At 70.3% G+C, this 16,142-nt stretch carries 15 protein-coding genes; 7 read left to right on the forward strand and 8 right to left on the reverse strand.

From position 1 onward, the window contains the following. Window positions 1-10 precede the first annotated feature (10 nt). Complete coding sequence (locus ACZ5K7_RS16490; RefSeq protein ID WP_468914498.1) at window positions 11-403, reverse strand: cupin domain-containing protein; 393 nt, start codon at window positions 401-403, stop codon at window positions 11-13. 74 nt (window positions 404-477) lie between these two features. Here ACZ5K7_RS16490 and ACZ5K7_RS16495 point away from each other — a divergent pair, with 74 nt between their 5' ends. Continuing rightward, on the forward strand, window positions 478-1,476 hold the full coding sequence (locus ACZ5K7_RS16495) for a GlxA family transcriptional regulator (protein WP_468914096.1): 999 nt from the start codon (window positions 478-480) through the stop codon (window positions 1,474-1,476). Continuing rightward, on the forward strand, window positions 1,473-1,967 hold the full coding sequence (locus ACZ5K7_RS16500; RefSeq protein ID WP_351696037.1) for an LURP-one-related/scramblase family protein: 495 nt from the start codon (window positions 1,473-1,475) through the stop codon (window positions 1,965-1,967). Before ACZ5K7_RS16495 ends, ACZ5K7_RS16500 begins: the two co-directional genes overlap by 4 nt. 64 nt (window positions 1,968-2,031) lie before the next feature. Here the strand turns inward: ACZ5K7_RS16500 and ACZ5K7_RS16505 are convergent, their stop codons facing one another. Further along, the gene (locus tag ACZ5K7_RS16505) at window positions 2,032-2,826 is read right to left on the reverse strand and encodes a carbon-nitrogen family hydrolase (RefSeq protein ID WP_351696035.1); all 795 of its coding nucleotides are present in this window, start codon (window positions 2,824-2,826) and stop codon (window positions 2,032-2,034) included. A gap of 218 nt (window positions 2,827-3,044) precedes the next feature. On the opposite strand from ACZ5K7_RS16505, the gene ACZ5K7_RS16510 reads away from it, so the two are divergent. Beyond that, complete coding sequence (locus ACZ5K7_RS16510) at window positions 3,045-3,869, forward strand: maleylpyruvate isomerase family mycothiol-dependent enzyme (protein WP_468914100.1); 825 nt, start codon at window positions 3,045-3,047, stop codon at window positions 3,867-3,869. A gap of 162 nt (window positions 3,870-4,031) precedes the next feature. Beyond that, the gene (locus ACZ5K7_RS16515; protein ID WP_468914103.1) at window positions 4,032-4,796 is read left to right on the forward strand and encodes an SAM-dependent methyltransferase; all 765 of its coding nucleotides are present in this window, start codon (window positions 4,032-4,034) and stop codon (window positions 4,794-4,796) included. A 124-nt stretch (window positions 4,797-4,920) separates the two neighbouring features. Here the strand turns inward: ACZ5K7_RS16515 and ACZ5K7_RS16520 are convergent, their stop codons facing one another. Continuing rightward, window positions 4,921-6,222: an MFS transporter gene (locus ACZ5K7_RS16520; RefSeq protein ID WP_468914106.1), complete on the reverse strand. Its 1,302-nt coding sequence runs from the start codon at window positions 6,220-6,222 to the stop codon at window positions 4,921-4,923. After that, window positions 6,219-6,869 (reverse strand): GntR family transcriptional regulator, encoded by a 651-nt coding sequence (locus tag ACZ5K7_RS16525; RefSeq protein ID WP_468914108.1) that lies wholly within the window; start codon window positions 6,867-6,869, stop codon window positions 6,219-6,221. The genes ACZ5K7_RS16520 and ACZ5K7_RS16525 overlap by 4 nt, the downstream gene beginning before the upstream one ends. A gap of 190 nt (window positions 6,870-7,059) precedes the next feature. Here ACZ5K7_RS16525 and ACZ5K7_RS16530 point away from each other — a divergent pair, with 190 nt between their 5' ends. Then, window positions 7,060-7,962 (forward strand): D-alanyl-D-alanine carboxypeptidase family protein, encoded by a 903-nt coding sequence (locus tag ACZ5K7_RS16530; protein ID WP_468914111.1) that lies wholly within the window; start codon window positions 7,060-7,062, stop codon window positions 7,960-7,962. A 177-nt stretch (window positions 7,963-8,139) separates the two neighbouring features. After that, the gene (locus tag ACZ5K7_RS16535) at window positions 8,140-9,075 is read left to right on the forward strand and encodes a BRO-N domain-containing protein (protein ID WP_468914113.1); all 936 of its coding nucleotides are present in this window, start codon (window positions 8,140-8,142) and stop codon (window positions 9,073-9,075) included. 60 nt (window positions 9,076-9,135) lie between these two features. Here ACZ5K7_RS16535 and ACZ5K7_RS16540 read toward each other — a convergent pair whose 3' ends face one another. From ACZ5K7_RS16540 to pdhA, 3 genes are read right to left on the reverse strand one after another with little or no spacing between them, the layout of a single operon-like run. Then, window positions 9,136-10,554, reverse strand: a complete 1,419-nt coding sequence (locus tag ACZ5K7_RS16540; RefSeq protein ID WP_468914116.1) for a dihydrolipoamide acetyltransferase family protein — start codon at window positions 10,552-10,554, stop codon at window positions 9,136-9,138. Between the two features lie 10 nt (window positions 10,555-10,564). Further along, window positions 10,565-11,545, reverse strand: coding sequence for an alpha-ketoacid dehydrogenase subunit beta (locus tag ACZ5K7_RS16545; protein WP_351696019.1), 981 nt, complete (start codon window positions 11,543-11,545; stop codon window positions 10,565-10,567). A 2-nt stretch (window positions 11,546-11,547) separates the two neighbouring features. Next, window positions 11,548-12,762: a pyruvate dehydrogenase (acetyl-transferring) E1 component subunit alpha gene (gene pdhA, locus ACZ5K7_RS16550; RefSeq protein ID WP_468914120.1), complete on the reverse strand. Its 1,215-nt coding sequence runs from the start codon at window positions 12,760-12,762 to the stop codon at window positions 11,548-11,550. 536 nt (window positions 12,763-13,298) lie between these two features. On the opposite strand from pdhA, the gene ACZ5K7_RS16555 reads away from it, so the two are divergent. Next, window positions 13,299-14,315 (forward strand): phosphotransferase, encoded by a 1,017-nt coding sequence (locus ACZ5K7_RS16555; RefSeq protein ID WP_351696015.1) that lies wholly within the window; start codon window positions 13,299-13,301, stop codon window positions 14,313-14,315. A gap of 37 nt (window positions 14,316-14,352) precedes the next feature. Here ACZ5K7_RS16555 and ACZ5K7_RS16560 read toward each other — a convergent pair whose 3' ends face one another. Continuing rightward, a complete protein-coding gene (locus ACZ5K7_RS16560; protein WP_351696013.1) occupies window positions 14,353-15,945 on the reverse strand; it encodes a protein kinase domain-containing protein in 1,593 nt (530 codons plus the stop codon). Window positions 15,946-16,142: the final 197 nt, after the last annotated feature.

The raw sequence follows: 16,142 nt of genomic DNA on the forward strand, positions 1-16,142 counted from the left end.
TCTTCCCTGGTCAGGTGAGGGTGTGGCCCGTCGTCGCGTCCACGTGGGAGGGGATCTCGTCGTGGCGGTCGCCGACCGTGGAGGTGCCGGTCGGTTCGAAGAGGAGGATCGAGGCTCCGGCCGGGGCGGCCGGCTTGTGCTCGGTGCCGCGGGGGACGGAGAAGACCGAGCCCTTGTGCAGGACGACCGTGCGCTCGCCGGCCGGCTCCCGCAGGGCGATGTGCAGCTCGCCCTCCAGGACCAGGAAGAACTCGTCGGTGTGGTCGTGGACGTGCCAGAGGTGCTCGCCCTCGACCTTGGCGACGCGGACGTCGTAGTCGTTGACGGCGGTGACGATCCGGGGGCTCCACAGGTCCTCGAAGGAGCCGAGGGCGTGGGCGAGGGAGACGGGTTCGCTGTTCATGGCGCTGCTCATGGCGTTCATGGCGTTCATCCTGGGCGCTCGTCCGGCGGTCGGGTGAGTGCTAGAAATCGCATATGGCGCAAGGATCCTCGCAGTCGACGCACCGGGTGGCCGTGATCGTGGACGCGGGCACCAACCCGTTCGAGGTCGGTGTCGCCACCGAACTGTTCGGGCTGCCGCGGCCGGAGCTGGGGCTTTCCGTGCCGCCGTACGCGGTGACGCTGTGCGCGCCCACCCGCGAGGTGCGCATGAACCACGGGTTCTTCACCCTGAGTGGTGTGGCCGGGCTGACGGCGGTGGACACGGCGGACACCCTCGTCGTACCGGGGCGCCCGGACAATGTCGTACCGCGCGGTGCGGACGTCCTCGACGCGATCCGGCGCGCGCACACGCGCGGGGCGCGGGTGGTGAGTTTCTGCACCGGGACCTTCGCGCTCGCCGAGGCCGGGCTGCTGGACGGGCGGCCGGCCACCACGCACTGGCGCTGGGCGGACGCCTTCCGGCAGCTGCATCCCCGGGTGCTGCTCCGTCCGGACGTGCTCTTCGTCGACGACGGCGACCTGCTCACCGCCTCCGGCAGCGCGGCCGCGCTCGACCTGGGGCTGCACATCTGGCGGCAGGACCACGGCGCCGAGATCGCCAACGCGGTCTCCCGGCGGCTGGTGTTCGCCTCGCACCGGGACGGCGGGCAGCGGCAGTTCGTGGAGCGGCCGGTGCCCGAGGTGCCGGACGAGTCGCTCGGCCCGTTGCTGGCCTGGGCGCAGGAGCGGCTGGGCGAGCCGCTGACCGTGGCGGACCTGGCCGCGCGGGCCGCGGTTTCCCCGGCCACCCTGCACCGCCGGTTCCGCGCCCAGCTGGGCACCACCCCGCTGGCCTGGCTGACCGGCGAGAGGGTGGCGCTCGCCTGCCGGCTGATCGAACGCGGCGAGGAGCGTCTGGAGGTGGTGGCCTCGCGCAGCGGCCTGGGCACCGCGGCCAACCTGCGCGCACGGCTGCGGCGCGAGACCGGGCTCAGCCCGTCGGACTACCGGCGGCGTTTCGGGCCGGTGGGCCGGGAAGGGGTACAGACATGAGATTCCAGGTACGCGACCGGCTCCTCGGCTTCGGCGAGGACTACTGGATCGAGGACGAGCACGGCGACAAGGTCTTCCTCGTCGACGGCAAGGCCATGCGGGTGCGGGACACGTTCGAGCTGAAGGACCGGCACGGGCGCGTGCTCGTCGACATCCGGCAGAAGATGTTCGCCCTGCGCGACACCATGGTGATCGAACGCGAAGGCGAACCCCTCGCCACCATCCGGCGCAAGCGGCTCTCGCTGCTGCGCAACCACTATCGCGTGCACCTGGTCGACGGCACCGAACTGGACGTCAGCGGCAAGATCCTCGACCGCGAGTTCGCCGTGGAGTACGACGGTGAGCTGCTGGCCGTGGTCTCCCGGCGCTGGCTGCACGTACGGGAGACCTACGGTGTCGACGTCGTACGGGACGACGCGGACCCGGCGCTGCTGATCGCGGTGGCGGTGTGCGTGATCCACCTCGCCGACAAGGAGCGCGAGGAGGACTGACGGACCGCTGGGAGTCCGGCGGACGGCTGGGAGACCGGCGGACCGCTGGGAGGCCGGCGGACGGCTAGCGGCGCGGGGGTTCCAGGCCCAGCAGGCGGTCCTTGAGCGCCGGGAACTGTTCGCGGGTGGCGGCGACCTTGGCCGGGTCGAGGTCGACGGTGAGGATCTCCTCGCCGGCGCCCGCCTCGGCCAGCACCTCGCCCCAGGGATCGACCACGATCGAGTGACCCGCCTGGGGAACGCCGGCATGCGTCCCGGCCGTTCCACACGCGAGCACGAACGCCTGGTTCTCGACCGCCCGCGCCTGGGCCAGCAGCGTCCAGTGCGCGCGCCGCCGCTCGGGCCAGCCCGCGGAGACCACCATCGTCTCGGCGCCGGCATCGACGAGTGCGCGGAAGAGTTCGGGGAAGCGGAGGTCGTAGCAGGTGGCCACGCCCAGCGTGGTCTCCGGGAGCGGGACGGTCACCAGTTCCTGGCCGGCGCCCATCAGCACCGCCTCGCCCTTGTCGAAGCCGAAGCGGTGGATCTTGCGGTAGGCCGCGGCCAGGTCACCGGAGGGGGAGAAGATGAGAGCGGTGTTGTAGAGGGGGCCCTCGGGGTCCCGCTCGGGGATGGAGCCGGCGTGCAGCCAGACGCCCGCGTCGCTCGCCGCCTTCGCCATCGCCTCGTACGTCGGGCCTTCGAGCGGCTCGGCCTCGGTGGCGAACTCCTCGTAGGCGAACGCGCCGGTCGTCCACAGCTCGGGCAGTACGACGAGATCGGCGTCCGCCTGCTCGCGCACCAGTGCGGTCACGCGTTGCCGACGAGATTCGACCGATTCGCCCTCGTTTACGTCGATCTGGATGAGCGAGGCGCGCACACTACCACCGTCCTGGCATTCGAGCCGTCCACACGGGCCTACGATCGTCACACGAAAGCACTGCCGGGGTGCCTCACAGCAGCGTAGCTTGGGGGTCCCCCCATTCGAGCGAAGTCGAGAACTGGGGGAGTTTCAAGACACCCGCCGACAGCAGCCACCTCCCGCTGGCAGCGCCGCCACAACCTGCCCGAGTACCGACCGCCGAGGGGTCCCGTTCCGTGAGTCTGCATCCCACTCTCCAGCCCTACGCCGACGCCTGGACCCACTCCATCGACGCGATATCCGAGCTGGTGATGCCCCTTGCCGAGGGCGAGTGGAACCGGCGGACACCATGCCCGGGCTGGTCAGTGCGGGACGTGGTCTCCCATGTCATCGGCCTCGACTGCGAGATGCTCGGCGACCCGCGCCCCATCCACACCCTGCCGCGCGACCTCTACCACGTCACCAACGAGCACCAGCGGTACATGGAGATGCAGGTCGACGTACGACGCCACCACACGGCGCCGGAGATGACCTCGGAGCTGGAGTACACGGTCATCCGCCGCAACCGCCAGCTGCGCAACGAGTCGCGGGAGCCGGGGCACCTCGTGCGGGGGCCGATGAGCAAGGAGATCACCCTCGAAGAGGCCATGCGCAACCACGCGTTCAACGTGTGGGTGCACGAGCAGGACCTGCGGGCGGCGCTGGGGCAGCCGGGCAACCTCGACTCGCCGGGTGCGCAGGTCGCCCGGGACGTGCTGCTCGGCGAGCTGCCCAAGGTGGTCGCCAACGACGCGGAAGCCCCGCGCAGTTCGGCCGTCATCTTCGACGTGCACGGGCCGGTGGAGTTCCTGCGCACCATCCGCATCGACATCCAGGGCCGCGGCACCCTGGAGACCACCCCCGCTCTCGGCCCCGCCGCCATCTTCACCCTCGACTGGGAGACCTACGTCCGTCTGGCCTGCGGCCGCACCACCCCGGACGCGGCCGCGGACCGGGTGAAGGCGGAGGGCGACCCGGAACTGACGGCGGCGATCCTGCGGAACTTCGCGGTCACGCAGTAGGAATCCGCGCTCACGCGGTAGGAATCCGCGGTCACGCGGTAGGAAACAGCGATCAAGCGGTAGGAATCCGCGGTCACGCGGTGGGAAACAGCGGTGGGAAACAGGCGCGGGCACCGGTAATTCGGTGGGCCACGGCAGCCGTCGGGATCTACCTTGCCCGGCATGACCACTGCCACCGCACCGCACGACGACCTCCCACCCCGCCTGACCCGCCTCACCTTCCACGGCCCACTCTCCGAGGACCGAGCGGCCGCGATGGTACGGCGGCTCGCGTCCACGCACCCCACCACCGTGCTCGACATCGGCTGCGGCTGGGGCGAGTTGCTGCTCCGTCTGCTGGACGCCGTACCCCACGCGCACGGCGTCGGGCTGGATGTGCGCGCCGGGGATCTGGCGCGGGGACGGCGGGCCGCCGAGGCGCGCGGGCTGACCGACCGGGTGGAGTTCGCCGAGGAGTCGGCGGTGGACACCGGGCGCGGGCCGGCCGACGTGGTGCTGTGCCTCGGGGCGAGCCAGGCACTGGGCGACGACCTGGTGACGGCCCTGCGGGAGCTGCGGCGGCTGGTGGCCGACGGCGGGCGGGTCCTGCTCGGCGAGGGCTTCTGGCAGCGCACCCCGACCGAGGCGGAGCTCTCCGGGATGTGGCCGGGCGCGTCGACCGCCGACCACCACGACCTGGCGACCCTGGTCGATCTGGCGGTGGCGGCCGGCTTCCGCCCGGAATGGACGGAGACGGCGAGCCTGGCGGAATGGGAGGAGTTCGAGTCGGCGTACCAGGCGGACCAGGAGGTATGGCTGGCGGCCAACCCCGGCCACCCCCTGGCCACGGAGACCCGAACCCGCCTGGACACCCACCGCTCGTCCTGGCTGACCTACCGAGGCGTACTGGGCCTGGCCTACCTCACCCTCGTACCGACGACGAATTGACCACCCACCGCACCGGCGGCTGACCGGTCGCACACACGGAAAGCCGCCGACGGCGATCGCCCCCGCAGGTCGCCCAGCCTCTCCGCCGACTGGAAACGAGCGGTGCGCGGGCGGGAGAAAAAGATCACGCAGGCACGTGCACCGTCTCCACCCGGCTCGCCACCAACCGCTCCCGCTCCCGCCGAGCCGCCCGCCCCCGCAACCGCAGGATCTGGCTCACCCCCAAGGCCTGGAGCACGAACACACACGAGAACGCCACCGAGTAGTTGTCACCGGTCGCGTCCAACAGCACACCCACCACGAACAACGTCGTCATCGAGGCCACGAAACCACCCATATTGGTGATCCCCGACGCGGTCCCCTGCCGCTCGGGCGGATTCGCCGGCCGCGCGAAGTCGAAGCCGAGCATCGACGCCGGCCCACACGCCCCCAGCACCGCACACAACACCAACAGCAGCCACATCGGCGCATGCTCGGCCGGATACACCAGCGTCGCCGCCCACACGACGGACGTCGCCCCGACCGTGCCCAGCGCCAACGGCAGCCGCGCCGCGTGATGCCGGGCGACGACCTGGCCGTAGACCAGACCGATCACCATGTTGGAGAGCACGACCAGCGTCAGCAGCTCACCGGCGGTGGCACGGGACAACCCCTGCGCCTGGACCAGGAAAGGCAGCCCCCACAGCAGCAGGAACACCATCGCCGGGAACTGGGTGGTGAAGTGCACCCACAGACCGAGCCGGGTCCCCGGCTCCCGCCAGGACGCGGCGATCTGCTTGCGTACGTACGCCGCGCCCCGGTGCGGGAAGGGCGCCGGCTCGTACCCGTCGGGGTGGTCCTTCAGGAAGAACAGCACGAGGACCAGCACGACCACACCGGCCAGCGCGCTGCCCGCGAACGCCGGGGTCCACCCGATGCCGTGCAGCAGCCGGGCCAGGACCAGCGTGGAGACGAGGTTGCCCGCCATGCCGACCAGACCGGCGAGCTGTGCGACGAGCGGCCCGCGCCGCACCGGGAACCAGCGGGTGCCGAGCCGCAGCACGCTGATGAAGGTCATGGCGTCGCCGCAGCCGAGCAGGGCGCGCGAGGCGAGCGCGGTGCCGTACGACGGGGAGAACGCGAAGCCCAGCTGACCGGCCGTGAACAGCACCGCGCCGATGGACAGCACCTTCTTCGTGCCGAGGCTGTCGACCAGCAGGCCGACGGGTATCTGCATGCCGGCGTAGACCAGCAGCTGGAGTATCGAGAAGGTGGACAGGGCCGAGGCGTTGACATGGAAGCGGTCGGCCGCGTCGAGGCCGGCGACACCGAGGGACGTACGGAAGATGACGGCGACGAAGTAGACCGAGACGCCTATGGACCACACCGCGACGGCCCGGCGGCCGCCCGGCGGATCACCGGGCAACGCGACGCTGCCTCGGTTCACCGGACCTCACCCCGCGCCAGGTGCGCGAACCAGTCGACGTGCCGGTGCACCAACTCGACCGCACGGTCGGCGTCCCCGGCGCGCAGCGCGTCCAGTATCTCCTCGTGCTCGGTCAGCGACTTGGCGATCCGGTCGGGATGGGCGTTCATGATCGCGACGCCCATCCGCAGCTGGCGGTCGCGGAGCTGGTCGTAGAGGCGGGAGAGGATCTCGTTGCCGCCGTCGCGGACGATCTCGGCGTGGAAGCAGCGGTCCGTGACGGCCGCGGCGGCCAGGTCGCCGGCGGCGGCCTCGGCCTTCTGACGGTCCAGCAGCTCCTCCAGGCGGGCCACGAGCAGCGCCGACGGCGGTATGGCCTTGCGCACCGCGTGCTCCTCGACCAGCATCCGGGTCTCCACCACGTCCGCGATCTCCTGCGCGGAGACGGGCAGCACCAGGGCGCCCTTCTTCGGGTAGAGCTTGATCAGGCCCTCCACCTCGAGGCGCAGCAGCGCCTCGCGGACCGGGGTGCGGGACACCCCTACGGCCTCGGCCAGCTCGCCCTCGGTGAGCAGCGTGCCGCCCTCGTAGTGACGGTCCAGGACAGCTTGCTTGACATGGGAGTACACACGGTCGGCGGCGGGGGGCTGCTTGACGGCCAGGCTCATGCCCACAGGATAGATACAACACGTACGCATGCAGATGGACCGTCCACCATGCGGACGTGACCTATGTCTCCCCCAGCAACCGCACAACCATCTGTGCTACTTACGTGTCCTACACGTGCGGCCCGCACTTCCCTGCCGCCTCAACTTGGCCGCACTACAGGGGCATTCGACTCGACTCGGGGTAACTCACTTGATTACCGGCATTAAGGGCACCCGCTTCCGCAGAGCTGTCGCCGTCGCCGTCACGTCCGGCGCGTTGCTCGCCACCGGGGCCCTCACCGCGGCACCCGCGCAGGCTGTCACGGCGCCCACCATTGTGGCCAAGGGCGGCTACCTCATGAACAACGCCAACGCCGCCTCGCTGTACACGAAGAAGGCCGACACCCGGCTGTCCACCGGCTCGACGACGAAGATCATGACCGCCAAGGTCGTGCTCGCGCAGTCGAACCTGAACCTCGCCAAGAAGGTCACGATCCAGAAGGCGTACAGCGACTACGTCGTCGCCAACAACGCCTCCCAGGCGCACCTGATCGTCGGCGACAAGGTCACCGTCGGCCAGCTGCTCTACGGGCTGATGCTGCCCTCCGGCTGCGACGCCGCCTACGCGCTCGCCGACACGTACGGCACCGGTACGACCCGCGCCAAGCGGGTCGCCAACTTCATCTCCAAGATGAACACCGCCGCCAAGAACCTGCACCTGACGAACACGCACTTCGATTCCTTCGACGGCATCGGCAACGGCAACAACTACTCCACGCCGCGCGACCTGACGAAGATCGCCAGCAGCGCGATGAAGAACGCCACGTTCCGCACGGTCGTCAAGACGAAGAAGTACACGGCGAAGACGATCACCAAGACCGGTTCCACCCGCACCATGGGTGCCTGGACCAACACCAACACGCTGCTCGGCAGCTACAGCGGCGCCATCGGCGTGAAGACCGGCTCCGGCCCCGAGGCCAAGTACTGCCTGGTCTTCGCCGCGACCCGCAACGGCAAGACGGTCATCGGCACCGTCCTCGCCTCGTCCTCGGTCACCCAGCGCGCCACGGACGCCACGAAGCTCCTCAACTACGGCTTCGCCCGCCTCGGCTGACAGCCCGGCACACAGACGACGAAGGCCCGCCGCAGCATCTGCGGCGGGCCTTTTCGCATACCCGAGCGACCCGGCGCAGCAAAACTCGTATCCTTCCCTCGCAATCGTGAACATCGCGGTATTTGACTGGCATATTCGATTTCCTTCGCCCTAAGTTCCGCGGCGGAGGTGGTTCCCATGAACGAACCCAACAAGCAAGCGAAGCCGGCCAAGTCCCACGAGGCGATCGACGTCAGCGACTTCGTATACGCGGCGACCGGAGCCCGGGTACGACGACTGACCATGCCGGACGGAAAGCACTGGTTCCCGGCGGTGGATGTGTGCAAGGAACTGGGTTACACCACGCCCAGCAAGGCACTCGCGGATCACGTCCCGGAGACGCATCGAGAGAGTCTCGAGAGCGTGACTGGAAGTCACGCTCTCGGCATTCCCGCAGGTAGGGACTGGCGTCGAGACATGAATCTCATCGATCTCCAGGGCCTGATCATCCTCGTCAACGGCTGCACGAAGCCCGCGTGCGCCCCCTTCAAAGAGTGGGTCGCCGAAGTCATCGCGACCGTTCAGCGAGAGGGTTCCTACACTCTCGAAGAGGCCGAGGTCCAGCCCACCGAACCGGGCGCCCCCGTCGCCTACGCCATGCCGGAGCAGGTCGCGGAGGCCATCGTCCGGCTGGAGGCGCACAATCTTCAGCTGGACCAGCAGTTGGCGGACGGGCAGCGCGAACTGATCGAGTTGCAGAAGAGCACGCTCGCCGTGCAGCAGGCCATGGTCCGGGCCATGGAACGAATCGCCGACCGGCTCGACGAACTCGTCCTCGAACGTCGTAAGCCATACGGGCCGCCCCTGGCGCTGCCGACCACCGAGTCCGTACTCGCCGACTGGCGACGGCGGTTGTCGGTGACCGAGGACGTGTGGACGGTGGCCGTCGTCATCGCCCCGGTCCTCGTCGAGCGGGGTGAGCTGCGGGAGCCGCTCGAATCGATCGCCGCGCGTACCGGCCTGACGGTGCACCGCGTCAACGAGTGTCTCCGGCTGCTGCGCAAGCACGCCTGCATTCACTCGCGGGGCGGGACGGAGGAAGGGGCGCCGGTCTACGTGCTGAACCAGCTCTGAAAGTGAGTGGGCGGTCGCAAGACGAATTTGCGGCCGCCCACTCTCCCAACCTATCGGCTCTCAGCCCCAGGTAATCAACCGCTTCGGCTGTTCCAGGATCGCCGCGATGTCCGCGAGGACCTTGGAGCCCAGTTCGCCGTCGACCAGGCGGTGGTCGAAGGACAGGGCCAGCGTGGTGACCTGGCGGGGCTTGACCTTGCCCTTGTGGACCCAGGGCTGGAGTTTGATCGCGCCGACCGCCAGGATCGCCGCCTCGCCCGGGTTGAGGATCGGCGTCCCCGTGTCGATGCCGAAGACACCGACGTTGGTGATCGTCACCGTGCCGCCCTGCATGGCGCCGGGCGAGGTCTTGCCGTCCCGGGCCGTGGACACGAGCTCGCCGAGGGACTCGGCCAGCTGCGGCAGCGTCTTCGCGTGGGCGTCCTTGATGTTCGGGACGATCAGGCCCCGCGGGGTGGCCGCGGCGATGCCCAGGTTGACGTAGTGCTTGAGCACGATCTCCTGGTTCACCTCGTCCCAGGACGCGTTGATGTCCGGGTTGCGCCGGATCGCGACCAGCAGGGCCTTGGCGATGAGGAGAAGCGGGTTCACCCGGAGGCCCTGCAGGTCCTTGTCCTGCTTCAGCTCCTCCACCAGCTTCATCGTGCGGGTCACGTCCACCGTCACGAACTCCGTGACATGCGGCGCCGTGAACGCCGAACCCACCATCGCCGCCGCCGTCGCCTTGCGGACGCCCTTGATGGGGACCCGGGTCTCCCGCACACCGTCGTACGACGCCACGGCAGTCGCCGGAACGGCAGGAGCCGTCGGCTCGGCGGGCGCCTGCTGCGGGGCCGCCGTCGGTACGGCCGCCACCGCCGCGTGGACGTCCTCGCGTGTGATGACGCCGTCCGGGCCCGACGGGGTCACCGTGGCCAGGTCGACGCCCAGGTCCTTCGCCAGCTTGCGCACCGGCGGCTTCGCCAGCGGGCGGGGACGCTCCGTGGCGGGGGCCTCGGGGACCACCGCGGCAACGTCGGCAGGGCCGTGGCCGTTCAGCTCCTGCTGGACCGCCGCCTGCACCGCCGCTTCGGCGACCGTCACCTCCGGGCCCTTGCGCGGGCGGCGCTTCGTGGAGGAGGCCGCGACGCCGTAGCCGACGAGGACCGGCTGGCGGCCCTGCGGCTTCTCCTCCGGCTCCGGAGCCGGCGCGGGTTCCGCCGCGGGAGCGGCCGCCCCGCCCGACACGTCCACCGCGATGATCGCCGTGCCCACGTCGACCGTGGTGCCCTCGGCGAAGCGCAGCTCACGCACCACCCCGTCGTAGGGGATGGGCAGTTCGACGGCCGCCTTCGCCGTCTCGACCTCGCACACCACCTGGCCGTCGGTGACCGTGTCGCCCGGCTGGACGTACCACTTGAGGATCTCGGCCTCGGTGAGCCCCTCGCCCACGTCCGGCATCTTGAACTCGCGTACGGACGCTTCCGTCATCGTCGTCACGACCCTCTCCTCAGTACGCCAGGGCACGGTCGACGGCGTCGAGCACCCGGTCCAGGCCCGGAAGGTACTCCTCCTCCAGGCGGGCCGGCGGGTAGGGGGCGTGGTAGCCGCCGACCCGGAGCACCGGGGCCTCCAGGTGGTAGAAGCAGCGCTCGGTGATACGGGCGGCGATCTCCGCGCCCGAGCCGAAGAACACCGGTGCCTCGTGGACGACGACCAGACGGCGGGTCTTCTCGACCGAGGCCTGGATGGAGTCGAAGTCCAGCGGGGAGACGGACCGCAGGTCGAGGATCTCCAGGGACCTGCCCTCCTCGGCGGCCGCGTCGGCGACCTCCTGGCAGAGCTTCACCATCGGGCCGTAGGCGGCCAGGGTGAGGTCGGTGCCCTCGCGGACCACACGCGCCTTGTGCAGCGGGCCCGGGATGGATTCGGTATTGACCTCGCCCTTGTCCCAGTAGCGCCGCTTGGGCTCGAAGAAGATCACCGGGTCGTCGCTCTGGATGGCCTGCTGCATCATCCAGTAGGCGTCCGAGGAGTTGGACGGGGAAACGATCTTCAGACCCGCCACGTGCGCGAAGAGCGCCTCGGGGGACTCCGAGTGGTGCTCGACCGCGCCGATGCCGCCGCCGTAGGGGATGCGCACGACGACCGGCATCTTGACCTTGCCCAGCGACCGCGCGTGCATCTTCGCCAGCTGGGTGACGATCTGGTCGTAGGCCGGGAAGACGAAGCCGTCGAACTGGATCTCCACCACGGGGCGGTAGCCGCGCAGGGCGAGGCCGATCGCGGTGCCGACGATGCCGGACTCCGCGAGGGGGGTGTCGATGACACGGCTCTCGCCGAAGTCCTTCTGCAGGCCGTCGGTGACCCGGAAGACGCCGCCGAGCTTGCCGACGTCCTCGCCCATGACGAGGACCTTGGGGTCGGTGTCCAGGGCACGGCGCAGCGACTCGTTGATCGCCTTGGCCAGAGCCATCTTTTCCGCTGCCATGGTCAGGCCCCCTCTACGTCCGCGAACGACGCCTGGTAGGCGGCGAACTGGGCTCGTTCCTCGTCGACGAGCGCATGCCCGTCCGCGTACACGTGTTCGAACATGGCGAAGTTGTCCGGGTTCGGCATGGCTCGGACCGCTTCGCGCACTCGCCTGCCCAACGCCTCGGACTCGGCCTCGAGTTCCGCGAAGAATCCCTCGTCCGCGTGGTTTGAGGCCTCCAGGTACCGGCGAAGCCGCAGGATCGGGTCCTTGGCCTCCCAGGCCTCGCGCTCCTCGTCGGCCCGGTACTTGGTCGGGTCGTCGGAGGTGGTGTGGGCGCCCATCCGGTAGGTGTACGCCTCGACCAGCGTCGGGCCCTCGCCGCTGCGGGCGCGCTCCAGCGCCCACTTGGTGACCGCGAGGCAGGCCAGCACGTCGTTGCCGTCGACCCGGACGCCGGGGAAGCCGTAGCCCTGGGCGCGCTGGTAGAGCGGGACGCGGGTCTGCTTCTCGGTCGGCTCGGAGATCGCCCACTGGTTGTTCTGGCAGAAGAACACCACCGGGGCGTTGTAGACCGCGGCGAAGGTGAACGATTCGGCGACGTCGCCCTGGCTGGAGGCGCCGTCGCCGAAGTAGGCGATGACCGCCGAGTCCGCGCCGTCCTTGGCGACGCCCATGGCGTAGCCGGTGGCGTGCAGCGTCTGGGAGCCGATGACGATCGTGTAGAGGTGGAAGTTGTTGCTGTTGGGGTCCCAGCCGCCGTGGTTGACGCCGCGGAACATGCCCAGCAGGTTGGTCGGGTCGACCCCACGGCACCAGGCGACGCCGTGCTCGCGGTAGGTCGGGAAGACGTAGTCGTCCTCGCGGGTGGCGCGCCCGGAGCCGATCTGGGCGGCCTCCTGGCCGAGCAGGGACGCCCACAGGCCCAGCTCGCCCTGGCGCTGCAGGGCGGTGGCCTCGGCGTCGAAGCGGCGGGTGAGCACCATGTCGCGGTACAGGCCGCGCAGGTCGTCGGGGGTGATCCCGGCGACGTAGGAGTCGTACTCGGCGTTCTTGACCCGCTTGCCCTCCGGGGTCAGCAGCTGCACGAGCTCGGGATCGGTGCTCTTCTTCGTGGTGGTGCGATGCGGGGTGGTGCGAGTGGTGCGCTTGGTGCCGGTCTTGCTGCCGGTGGCGCCGGCTTTGCCTGCGGCGCTGCGTCGCGGTTCGCTCGCGGCACTGCTGTCCACGGTCACGTGTGCTCCTCCGTCGGTCCGGCCCCCGGGGTTGCCGGGTGAACCAGTGCGGCTCACCTGCTTCCGACACCCGTGGCACGGGGTGGGTGCCACTCGGCCGGGAACAGGCGTGACAGGTGCCCCGGCGAGCGCCCTGCAAGATGCACGTTACCCAGTGCTCCACATTTCTGTGAAACCCCTCCTGACCTGCGATTTTGCTTGGAAATCCAAGTACTTTTTGCTTGGGTTTCCTAGTAAATCGACGCAGGCCGGAAGGTCGCTGGTCAGAGCCTTGCGGGAGGCCGGAGCTACCGCACGTTATCCCGCCACCCCGGGCCACGGGAAGATGTACGGCCCTCGGTCCGCGACACGGGCGCTCCACGGTGAGCGCGTCTCCGCTGGTGCGTCCTGGGACGATTCCTTCGCACCCGCGTTCGCCCGGGTCCACCACGTGACCGAAAGCGACCAACCGCGACTGCCTGCGACAATCCCCAGCTCACAGGCCCAGGCGTTGCCCTAGCATCTGCCGCGTGCCGCGCCCATGTGTACCACCCCTCATGCCCCATGCACCCCCTCTGGGCGCCCTGCTCCGGCTGTACGCCGCAGGTTCCGCACTCACCTGCGAACCCGTCGAACAGGGCCTGCTCAACCGCGGCTACCGCGTCCGCACCACCCGCGGCCGCTACTTCCTGAAGCACCACTTCGACCCCGACACCGCCGACCCGGCCGCCATCGAACGCCGCCATCTGGCCACCCAGCGCCTGGCCGCCCTCGGCGTCCCGGTCGCCCCGCCGCTGGCCCACCGTGAGGGCCGTACGGTCGCCGTCGTCGGCGGCCACGCCTACGCGCTGCACCCCTGGATCGACGGCCGGCACCGGCACGGCGGGCAGCTCACGCGCGGGGAGTGCGCGCGGCTCGGTGCGCTCCTGGGCGCCGTGCACGCCTGCCTGGAGCGCGTGATGCCACCCAAGGGGCGCACCCGCCCGGCCACGAGCCCCCATCCCGTCGAGAGCGCCGATCCCGCCGACACCTTCGCCCTCATCGACGACCTGCTCGCCCACGTCAGCCGGCACCGGCCCGCCGACGCCTTCGACGAACTCGCCCGGCACCGGCTGCTCGAACGCCGTGCGCTCCTGGAGCAGCACGCCGGCCGGCGTCCCCCGCGCGGCGCCTCCGTGGGCTGGGTGCACGGCGACTTCCACCCGTTCAACCTGCTCTACAAGGACGACGCGCCCGCCGCGATCGTCGACTGGGACCGGCTGGGCGTGCAGCCCCGCGCGGAGGAGGCCGTCCGCGCCGCCGCGATCTTCTTCGTGCGCCCGGCGGGAGCGCTCGACCTGCCGAAGGTGCGGGCGTACGCGCGCGCGTACCGGCGCGCGGCCGGCGCCACGCCCTCGGAGCTGGCGGCGGCCGTGCACCGCGTGTGGTGGGAACGGCTCAACGACTTCTGGATGCTGCGCTGGCACTACGAGCGCGGCGACACCCGCGCGGACCCTCAGTTCCCGGCCGCCTCGGCGCTGGCCGTGTGGTGGACCGGCGAGTACGACGCGGTGTGCGACGCGTTCGCCGGGTGAGGACCGGCGCTCAGCCCCGCGGGGGTGCCGGTGTCCTTCAGGGGTTGCCCAGGCCGGCGCCGGAGATCGTGTTGCCCTCGTCCGTGGCGCCGCTGCCACCGTCCGTGCCCGTCGATTCGGTGGGGTCCGTCTCGGGGGAGCTCGCGGTGTCGGTGGGCTGCGAGGCGCTCGCCGTGTCGGACGGCTGCTCGTCGGTCGGGTCGGTGCTCTCCGTCTGGGACTGGGTGTAGGACGGAGTCTCCGACGGCGTGTAGTGGGAGTTGTCGTCGTTGCCCGAGCCGCTGGTGTCGGTCTCCGTGTCCGTGGCCGTGTCGCTGGCCTCGTCGGAGGGGCTCGCGCTGGGCGTCTCGTCCTTGGTGGTCTGCGAGACGCTCGGCGACGTCGACGTCCCGGGGTCACCGCCGTCGCCACCGCCGTTGTTCAGCGCCAGCGCGACGCCCGCCGCGATGGCGATCACCGCGAAGACGGCCAGGATCCACAGCTTGCCGCGGCCGCTGCCCCGGTTGCCGTGCCCCTCGAAGCCGCCGTCGTCACCGCCGCCGTAGCCGGACGGCAGGATCGGCTGCGGGATCTGCGAGGTCCCGTTGGAGTCCGTCGGGTTCTGCATCACCGTCGTGCCGGCGAAACCGCCCGCCGAGGCGTGCCGGCCGTCGTGCACGGTGACCGGGCCGGTGTTCCAGGTGCCGGTGTGGCTGCCCTGGTCGTACAGCATCTGCAGGCCGTACTGGACCAGGCCGCGCATCTCCTCCGCGGTCTGGAAGCGGTCGTCGGGTTCCTTGGCGAGCGAGCGCATGACCAGGCCGTCCAACTCCGGCGGGGCGGCGCCCTCGGAGGTCTGGGACGGCGGCACCGGGATGTCCTGCACGTGCTGGTAGACCACCGACAGCGGGGTCTCGCCGATGAACGGGGGCCGCAGCGCGAGGAGTTCGTACAGCAGACAGCCGGTGGCGTACAGGTCGGAGCGGTGGTCGACGGCCTTGCCGAGCGCCTGCTCCGGCGAGAGGTACTGGGGCGTGCCCATGACCATGCCGGTCTGCGTCATCGTCGTGGACGCGCCGTGCAGGGCGCGGGCGATGCCGAAGTCCATCACCTTGACGGCGCCGTTGTGGGTGATGATCACGTTGGCGGGCTTGATGTCGCGGTGCACGATGCCGTGCTGGTGCGAGTAAGCCAGCGCCTCCAGCACCCCGGACGTGATGATCAGGGCCTGCTCGGGGCCCGGCGCCTCGGCGTTGATCAGCAGGTCGCGGATGGTGCGGCCCTCGACCAGCTCCATCACGATGTACGGCACGGACTGGCCGCCGACCACGTCCTCGCCGGAGTCGTACACCGCCACGATCGCGTGGTGGTTGAGCCCGGCGACCGACTGAGCCTCGCGCGTGAAACGGGCCTTGGAGACCGGGTCCTCGGCGAGATCGGCGCGCAGCAGCTTGACGGCCACGGTCCGGCCGAGCCGTACGTCCTCGGCGGCGAACACCTCGGCCATGCCGCCACGGCCGAGCCGATGCGTGAGCCGATAACGGCCGTCGCCGACCAGGCCGCCGTTGCCCCACAGCTCAGGCGCGTCCGACATACCGCCGCCAGTCGCCTCGGGGTCGGACGGGCCCTGGGCGCTGTGCGTCTGTGCCATCGGTCCTCGCCGTCGTTTCTGCCCGCGGTGCGCGCGGTGTTGTCACGGTCTCCGTCGGCCACGCTACAGCCTCCGCGCAACCCCCAGGTCCCGGTTCCGGCCCGTGGACGGACCGGCCATCAAACCCGTACCACGCGCTGTCGTGCAAATTCTGTGTACCGGACGTACGGCAGCTGTAACGCTTCCGCGGCTCTTCT

It is taken from the genome of Streptomyces sp. NPDC031497, from assembly GCF_055580905.1.